This is a genomic window from Oscillospiraceae bacterium, assembly GCA_035380125.1.
In the GTDB taxonomy this organism is placed as follows: domain Bacteria; phylum Bacillota; class Clostridia; order Oscillospirales; family JAKOTC01; genus DAOPZJ01.
The window spans coordinates 99,104-107,120 of record DAOSWV010000010.1 but is presented as its reverse complement, the minus strand read 5'-3'; the positions used below and the strand labels follow the sequence as shown (position 1 = coordinate 107,120).

The 8,017-nt window shown below is 54.2% G+C and carries 4 protein-coding genes; all 4 read right to left on the bottom strand.

Annotated elements, in window-relative coordinates; all coding sequences use genetic code 11:
- Nucleotides 1–313: 313 nt before the first annotated feature.
- Nucleotides 314–1,084 carry a thymidylate synthase gene (locus PK629_05525; GenBank protein ID HOP10933.1) on the bottom strand — a complete coding sequence of 257 codons (771 nt, stop codon included), beginning with the start codon at nucleotides 1,082–1,084 and terminating at the stop codon, nucleotides 314–316.
- Nucleotides 1,085–1,142: 58 nt separating this feature from the next.
- Complete coding sequence (locus tag PK629_05520) at nucleotides 1,143–2,741, bottom strand: glycerophosphodiester phosphodiesterase family protein (protein HOP10932.1); 1,599 nt, start codon at nucleotides 2,739–2,741, stop codon at nucleotides 1,143–1,145.
- A 155-nt stretch (nucleotides 2,742–2,896) separates the two neighbouring features.
- A complete protein-coding gene (locus tag PK629_05515; GenBank protein HOP10931.1) occupies nucleotides 2,897–3,577 on the bottom strand; it encodes a methyltransferase domain-containing protein in 681 nt (226 codons plus the stop codon).
- Nucleotides 3,578–3,753: 176 nt separating this feature from the next.
- Nucleotides 3,754–7,896: a DEAD/DEAH box helicase gene (locus PK629_05510; protein ID HOP10930.1), complete on the bottom strand. Its 4,143-nt coding sequence runs from the start codon at nucleotides 7,894–7,896 to the stop codon at nucleotides 3,754–3,756.
- Nucleotides 7,897–8,017 lie beyond the last annotated feature (121 nt).

Genomic DNA, 8,017 nt, shown 5'->3' with positions numbered 1-8,017 from the left:
CCAAACTGCTTTTGGTCAATCAATATAACCTCGGCGGCATCAGCTATTGGACCATCAACCGCCCCTTCCCGCAGAACTGGTCGTATCTCGGTGCCCGCTACAACACCCGAAAGCTTTTATAATATCGACACCCTGAAATTTAAAAAGGCGGGATTGCTCCCGCCTTTTTGTCATCCTGAGCGAAATGCCGCTTTCGGCATGCAGTCGAAGGATCTCGCAACCATATGGTTACCGGCATCCCTTATACGGAGGCCGTTATCAGTCCGAGATTCTTCGCTGCGCTCAGAATGACAGAGATATTTCTATTGTTCTTTTATTTCTTTTCTCTGGCGTCCATCTCGGCGCGCAGTTTACCGACCGCGGCGTTGATGGCGGGAATGCTCTCGGCCATCATGTCTTTATAAAAACCCTCGTATTCGTAAGTAATTTCATCGAGCGGCTTGTTTTTGATGCCGTCCACATACTGCTCCAGCAGTTTAAAATTGCGCTCATAACAGTGGAAGCTGTTGGCGCGGTGGGTGTAGCTCCCGATCGGAATGCTCAGCTCGTCAGCGACCTTCTTTTGCAGCTGGATAAAGGCAAACGCATTCATAAAGTTGGCCTGCGCGGCGTCGTTGGAACGCATCATGATTTTGCAATGCAGTTTACCGTCGCGGATCAGATATTGAATGCTCTGCAAACAGGCAGGGTCGTTGTTGTTGCTGTCGATCTCGAAATCGCGGATGTTCATGACGGCGCGGCGGCTGTCGGGATTGCGTTTTAATTCGCCGATAATAAACGGCAGCTGGCGGTAATAGCGGTCGTGGTAGGTGTATTCCCAGCACTTGCCGTCACCGATCTTGAAATCGAGAATGCCGTCCAAAATCTCCATGACATATTGCTGCAATTCGTAGAATCCGCCGATATATAACCGGCTGATCATCGGCTCGGCCAGCGGATTTTCGACCACATAGGTCATACTAACCTCTTTTTGCATCTGACCCCAGTCGTTGCAGGTCAGAATATCGCCCTGTTCGGCCAGCGCGACCAGCGCTTTGTGATATGCGATGGGAAGCGATTCGCCCGTTACGAAAATTTCTTTCATATAAAATCCCTCCGCTGTTTTTATGTTTCTTTTATTATAACTGAACTTGTCCCTATTTTCAACCTTTTCTCGTTGCTTTTTTCACTGCGTTTGAAACATTTAAAAAGTCATTGGTCAGAATCGTATCAATGCCCATTTTAATGTATTCAACCGCCTCTTTCGGATCATCGGCCCAAAAGATATTACATATAATCCCGTTGTCATGGGCTTTGTCGATCATGCTCTGGTCGAAATAAGGCTTATAAAACTGCAGTTTTTTGCAGCCGAATTCAATTGCGGTCTCCATCAGGGTATAGTCCCGCTGACCGTCCAGACAGCAGCGTGCAATTTCGGGAAAATACGTGCGGGCGGTCTCCAGCACATCGCGGCATCCGGCGATGTAGATATAATTTTTACAGTCATATTGTTCGACCAGTTCCATGATCTTTTTCAGTTTTTCCGGACTGTAGACAGCGTCTTTCTGCCCCGATTCGGCATCCCCCTTGAGGTGGATATTCATCACCACGCGTCCGGCAAACTTTTCAAGCACCTGCTCAAACGCGGCCATTTGCAGCCCGTCGAACGGGCCTTTTCCGACGTTCATTTCGGTCAGCTGCGCGAAGGTAAAATCGTTTATCCTACCGGTTGATCTGCCATGCGTCACCTCATCGACGGTATCGTTGTGAATCACCATCGGTACGCCGTCAGCGGTAAACCGGATGTCGAATTCAATCTCATCGGCTCCGAGCGCCACGGCAGCCCCAAAGGCGGGCATCGTGTTTTCGGGCGCAACGGTATTAAAACCCCGATGCGCGCAGATGCGCGGATAAGGCAACTCAACATCGGGCAGCGACATTGACGAACCGCACTGCCGATAAATCGCCGGAACGCGCCGGTTTTCGACAAAGAAATCACCGGATACTTTCGGCATACCGAAGCCGTTGGCACGCATGTTTTTCTGTTTCGGATCGATATCCCCGTCCAAAACGCCCACTTGCTGCCCCAAATCGAAAATCGGATTCCCGGCGGGATCGGCGATGTGCGTGCAGCCGCCCCGGGGCGAATCCGGATTGACACTGTAAGAACAGCGCAGTACAAAGGCGTTGCACCGGTTGGCGCAGAGTCGGGTCTGCGCATAGAGATTTTCACAAGTCTCGCCCCGTTGATAGGACGGAAAGATAATTACATCAGGGCGAAAACTCGCCATTTTTTCGATGTATTCATTGAAATACATATCAAAACAGGTGATAAAGCCGAACCGGATCCCCTCGCAGCCGAAGATCATATCCTTACCGCTGCCCGGTTTGATCTTCATCACCTGTGTTTCAAACGGGGGCAGCTGCGCTTTATGATAATCATGCAGCAGCTTCCCGTCCCGGCCGAAAAACAACGTGGTGTTGCGTAAGTCGCCCCCGTCCGATCGCGCGGCGTTGACGGCCACAAACGCCTTACAGCGGATAGCCGCCTCTTTGGCAGCGGCAATCAGGCGCTCTGTGCTCGTGGCACAAAACGTGTCGAGTTCTTCGCGGGTATTGATGCCCGGCGCGTTGGAATATTCGGGCGTCACGATCAAGTCAAGGGACTCATCACACGCGGCAAGCTGTGTCAAAATCCAATCAAAACACGCTTCCGAACTCCCGTCAAGCGGATATTGAGGCTGTAACAGTCGAATTTTCATCCCTCATCATACCTCCATGAAGAAACGGCGCGTTTATACGCGGCGCCCCGTAAAAAGAGACCGGTACCATTCAGAATCAAATCCAAATGATACCGATTGTGTTCACATTTTATTTTACGCAGGTCGTTCCACGTTGTCAAGAAAAACAGCCGCTTTTACGGCTTTCGGCAAAGGCAGTGCAAAATCACGCCGTCCTCGGGCCGATAGACCTCTCCGCGCGCGCATTCGGTGACGACGAACCCGGCGTTTTCGGCAAATGCCCGCAGCTCGCCCGGCAAGAACAGTTCCCAATAGAGTTTCGTATCCGCATATGGATAAAATTTTCTGCCATCCGTATACTGCGGGTAAATTTCACTCGCATATTCGTAATCGTGACTGGAAAAGCTTAAAAAGCCGCCGCTTTTTAACACACGGGCGCACTCTTTCAAAAACGCGTTTTTATAATCGCCGCCGTACATCAGCCCGAAGGTCTGCGCCCAAATGATCACCGCATCGAACGACCCGCTTTCAAACGGCAGGGTTTGGCCGTCGTACCAGGAAAACTGAATCGGATACCCGTTGATTTTTGCCATTCCGGTGACCTGCTTGATCACCTCGTGAGAAGTATCAATACCGGTGAGCGAAAAGCCCCATTGATACAACGCGAACGCCTCCCGCCCCAGACCGCAGCCGACGTCGAGAATCTTTGCCTTTTCTGGAAATTGTCCGACGACGTCCTCTTCCCATTTTTTCAGCCGACCATTGACCCAATGGATCATCTCGGTGACTGTCGTTTTATTTTCATACCATTCGCGCACCAGCTGCAAGTCCTGCGCAAGTCCCAAATCCTGTGCCATAAAAATCCCTCCGACATTGGTATCGGCAGATAGTATTTCCTTTTCGACGGAAAATATGAAATAAACCGTCTTTCTGAGCCGCCTAACGAATTAATTTGTCATCCTGAGCAAAGCACGAATATAAGGCCTTTCGTACGTAGCCGAAGGATCTCGGGAAGATGACAGCCTATTTACCCTCACTGATATGGCCTGTACAGTACAAAATCCTGTAGTTCGCGCGAAAATCCGGCATTTTTCAACGCTTCCGCCGCTTCTTTCGGGTATTCCTTGACGACGATACGCTGCTGCCCTCCGAAAATTCGACGGCCCGCATAATCCCGCACAAACGTCGTAAGCACTTCGTTCAGATGTTTCGGCTCAAATACGCGCAGCGTCTTGCCCTGCCGTTCGAAAACAGCGACCGGAACACCGGATTTCAAAGCCGCCGCCGAACCCGCGACATTTAAAAACGCGCGGTTTTCCCGGTGCGGCAGGCATTTTCCCCACGGCTGCGAGGGATCGGCGGCATTCAGCCACACCAGTTCCGAACGTGGATTTTGCAGCGCGAAAACCGTTCCGGCAAAGTCGCTTTCCCGGATAAATTGAATCCCCGAAAGCCCCTCCACAAAATAGCCGCGTCTTGCCCTGCCGGTATATTCCCAGATTCGTAGCGCTTCCAACGCCTCGGCCCATGAAATTCCCTGCACCGTCTCGCGGCACACAATCACCGCGCGGTCGAACCCACGTTCAAGCAGCTGTTCCACTGTCGGTGTTTTCAGCGGACGGATAACTTCCCAGCGCCCAGTCAGCACCTGCACGCGGGCATTGACCCGCTGCCGCACCGTGCCTTTTTCAATCCGGCTGCGTTCCAGCCATTGCCGGACAGGTACAAAGCTGTCGGCGGTCACAAGCCCTTTTTCGGCCAACCGCATCAGCGGCTCGGCGGGCGAACCACTCACCAACCCGGAGAATCGCTGCATAAAGCTCGCGCCGTTTTTTAACAACGCCTGATAGATGATCGTCTCGTTTTCGTCAAGTCCCTCCGGGATCGGCACCTCGGCCTCCCAGTCGATTTCGGCGGTCGGGAAAAATCGGAGGTTCCCATCGGGCGAAAACTGCCAGAAGAACGAGCCGCCACCCATGAGATTATCGAGTATCTGCGGGCTGTATCTGCCGACCCGCGCAGGAAACAGTACGCTCTCCCATACCTCAGCGGAATGGGATTGACCGCACATTGTTTTCAATGCTTTTTCCAATTGTTCGGCGGGTGAACCCGAGAGCTGCATCCGGCTGCACAGCAATGCCGCATACCGTTCGGCGGGCAGCGTCGTCACCTGCCTGCGGCGGTCTTTGATCGTCTCGTTTCGCGCGCGTTCATACAATTCCGCGTGATAAAAGACCCCGCCCTGCTCGACGATCTGTCCCTTTTCGCACAGCCCCGTTAAAACCTCCTGTGCCTCCGAATCCGTCCACAGATAACGCTCCGCCGCCTGTTCGGCCGACACCGCACCCCGATAGCGTAGCAACCGCCGCACGATTTTCATCCGTGCCTCAATATCCTTTGTTTCAAGCGCGTTCGTATAATCCTGTTCCTGTTCCGCGGCAATCCAAAGCCCCGGTTCGATATATTTTGCGCGACCCTCGGCGGCCAGCGTTTCCAACCATTCGATCGGAATATCCAGTTCTCCCGCGACCAAATCGCCCTCAATCATCAATAGCGTGTGCAGTTGCTCAGCGTCTTTGGGCAGTTTTATCCGTGCCGAAACACGTTTAAGTTGGTGCGCTTCCGGCTTAATTCCCCGGATATTTCGCAGCGATTTATCCGTGGCTCGGTGAATATTCTGCGGCGTCGGGGAATAATCGTACATCATCGACGCCTCGGTTTTGCGGCGAAGCGGCAGCGACATCGGCGACGGCGAACTGCGCTCCAGTTCCCGCACCGTGATATCGCCCGATTTGATTCCGTTTAAAATGGTCTCGACGCCCGCCAAATCCCAATAATCCTCCAGACATTCGCGCATCGTCTCGCGGATGATCGGGTGCTTTTCCTGTTCGACCAGCGAAGAGAGCAGCTCCGCACTGCGCATGCGCTGAATCCAGAGCGGCTGGCGGGTGTGGCTCTTGGTGCCCATCAATAACGCCCGTGCGGTGTTGTAGCGAAAATTCATATTATATAACGGCGTCGTCGGCAACACGGCGGTCACAATTTGGCGCGCCGTCTCGGGGATGACTTCGGACATCAGCCCCATCGGCAGCGGTTTCGCATCATAGGGATAGAGCAAAAATCCGTCGTCATCGGCGACGCAGTTGACCGTCGAACCGGTGATGCGCGAAGCCGCTTCCCGAACTAAAATCATCAGCGGCTCGTTGACAGGACGCCCGAAAACCGAATGCACCATCATCTGGCGCGCGCCGTTGTCGTCGGTAAAATGTTCGATAATCAGCGTTTTATCGTCCGGCAGCCCGTGCGTGCTCTCGATCTGGCGCTTCAAATAGCCCGCCGCACCTTTTGCCGCAGGTTGATCCAAACCCAGTTTTTCTATCTCTTCAAGCATCTGTCCGGTCTCGTCGGCACGGGCCAAATGCCTTAAAATCTGCCCGAAGGCAATGCCGGTCTGCATGGTTCTCCCCTTGGGGTCTCCGTGCCAAAACGGCAGTCTGGCACCGGTCGGATTAGTCTGTTTCACAACCACGGTATCGCGGTTGATGCTCAGCACTTTCCACGCAAACGTCCCGAGGAAAAACCGGTCGCCGACCCGGGTCTCGAAAATAAACTCCTCGTCGAGTTCCCCGATCTTGACACCGCCCTCGGTCTTGCAGGTATACTGCCCCCGGTCGGGAATGGTGCCGCCCGCGTTGACGGCCAGCATTCGGCTGTAAGCGTCGCCCTGCACCTTGTCGTGAATCCGGTCATAGATCACGCGGGGACGCACCGGAATATCCCGCTCGTGCTCATAATCCCCGGCCAACATCCCCAAAATATCGCGCACATCGTCTTCGGTCACGTCTTTGAACGGATAAGCCCTTGTTAAAATCGGCATGACATCCGAAACCGAATAGCCGCTTCCGGTCGCCATTGAGACCAGATGCTGCGCCAAGATGTCAAAACAACCCCTCGGCGGGTGGGAGTGCTCGATGCCGCCCTGACGCGCCACTTCGGCGGTCAGCCCGCAATATAAACCCTCCGAGGCCTCGCGCGGAAAAATGCGCATCACGCTGACCCGATTGGGGTTATGCCCCGCACGCCCGAGCCGCTGCATCGTACTCGAGATGGAATACGGGCAGCCGATTTGAAACACCTGCTCGATGTCGCCCACGTCAATGCCCAGTTCCATCGAGGAGGTCGCGCACAAAAGCCGCAATTCACCGGCCCGCAGCGCCTGTTCGGTCTGGAACCGCTGTTCTTTCGACAAACTCCCGTGGTGCACCCGCGCAAATCCGTCTCCGGCCACCTGATTGACGAAAAAAGCCAGCTTCTCGGCATAGGCCCGCCCGTCGACAAAGCCGATGGCGCTCCCCTTGTCTCCGCAAAAAGAGTAGATTGTCTGCCCGATCTTGGGCCAAGTCGGTCCGCCGCCCAGAGGTCCCGTCAGTCCGCTAGTGCCGGGCAAAGGACTGGTGACCTCAATTAAAATCTTCTTTTCCATTTTAGGCGCGACAATCGAAACCGGGTCGGGCGAGAGGTAAGCCGCCGCCGTGTCGAGCGGTTCAATCGTCGCCGAAAGCCCGATGCGCTGCAGCGGCTGCCCGCAGAGCTGATCCAGCCGTGCGACCGACAGCATCAAATGCGCCCCGCGTTTGGAGTCGATCATCACATGCAGTTCGTCAATGATGATCGCTTTGGCGGTGTGCAGCATCTTCTGCCCCGACGCACTCGTCAGCATTAAATATAACGATTCCGGGGTGGTGATCAGAATATGCGGCGGGTGTTTTGCCATCCGTGCGCGTTCGCCCTGCGAGGTGTCGCCGGTACGGATGCCGATTTGAATCTCCGCGCCGTATTGATGTATTCCGGTACGAACGCGGTGCTTTAAAATCCCCTCCAAAGGACGCCTTAAGTTCTCACGGATATCCCCCGCCAGCGATTTCAGAGGCGAAATATAAATCAATTGCAATTCTTCGGGCAGCAAGCCCTTTTCGGCTTGTTCCTGCAGTCGGTCGATGAACACCAAAAAGGCGGTCAGCGTCTTGCCGGTACCGGTCGGCGCCGATACCAGTGTATGTTTACCCGCAGCGATCTCGGGCCAGGCCTCGCGCTGCACCGCCGTCGGTGCGCCGAGCATCCCGCGAAACCACTCCTGCGTATAAACAGTAAAAATTTTCAGCGCGTCCTTGGGCATGTTCCCTCTCCTGCCGTCCGACATCCGACCGTGTCAAAAAGAAACGTCTCACCGACGATGAGATTTCATCCGTCAATGAGACATTATAACATATTTTCCCCGTGTAGGGAACGGTCTTGAC

Bases quoted from the DNA above. Each gene is read 5' to 3' on its own strand.
- PK629_05525 (HOP10933.1), bottom strand. From the start codon at position 1,084: ATGAAAGAAATTTTCGTAACGGGCGAATCGCTTCCCATCGCATATCAC.
- PK629_05510 (HOP10930.1), bottom strand. From the start codon at position 7,896: ATGCCCAAGGACGCGCTGAAAATTTTTACTGTTTATACGCAGGAGTGG.
- PK629_05515 (HOP10931.1), bottom strand. From the start codon at position 3,577: ATGGCACAGGATTTGGGACTTGCGCAGGACTTGCAGCTGGTGCGCGAA.
- PK629_05520 (HOP10932.1), bottom strand. From the start codon at position 2,741: ATGAAAATTCGACTGTTACAGCCTCAATATCCGCTTGACGGGAGTTCG.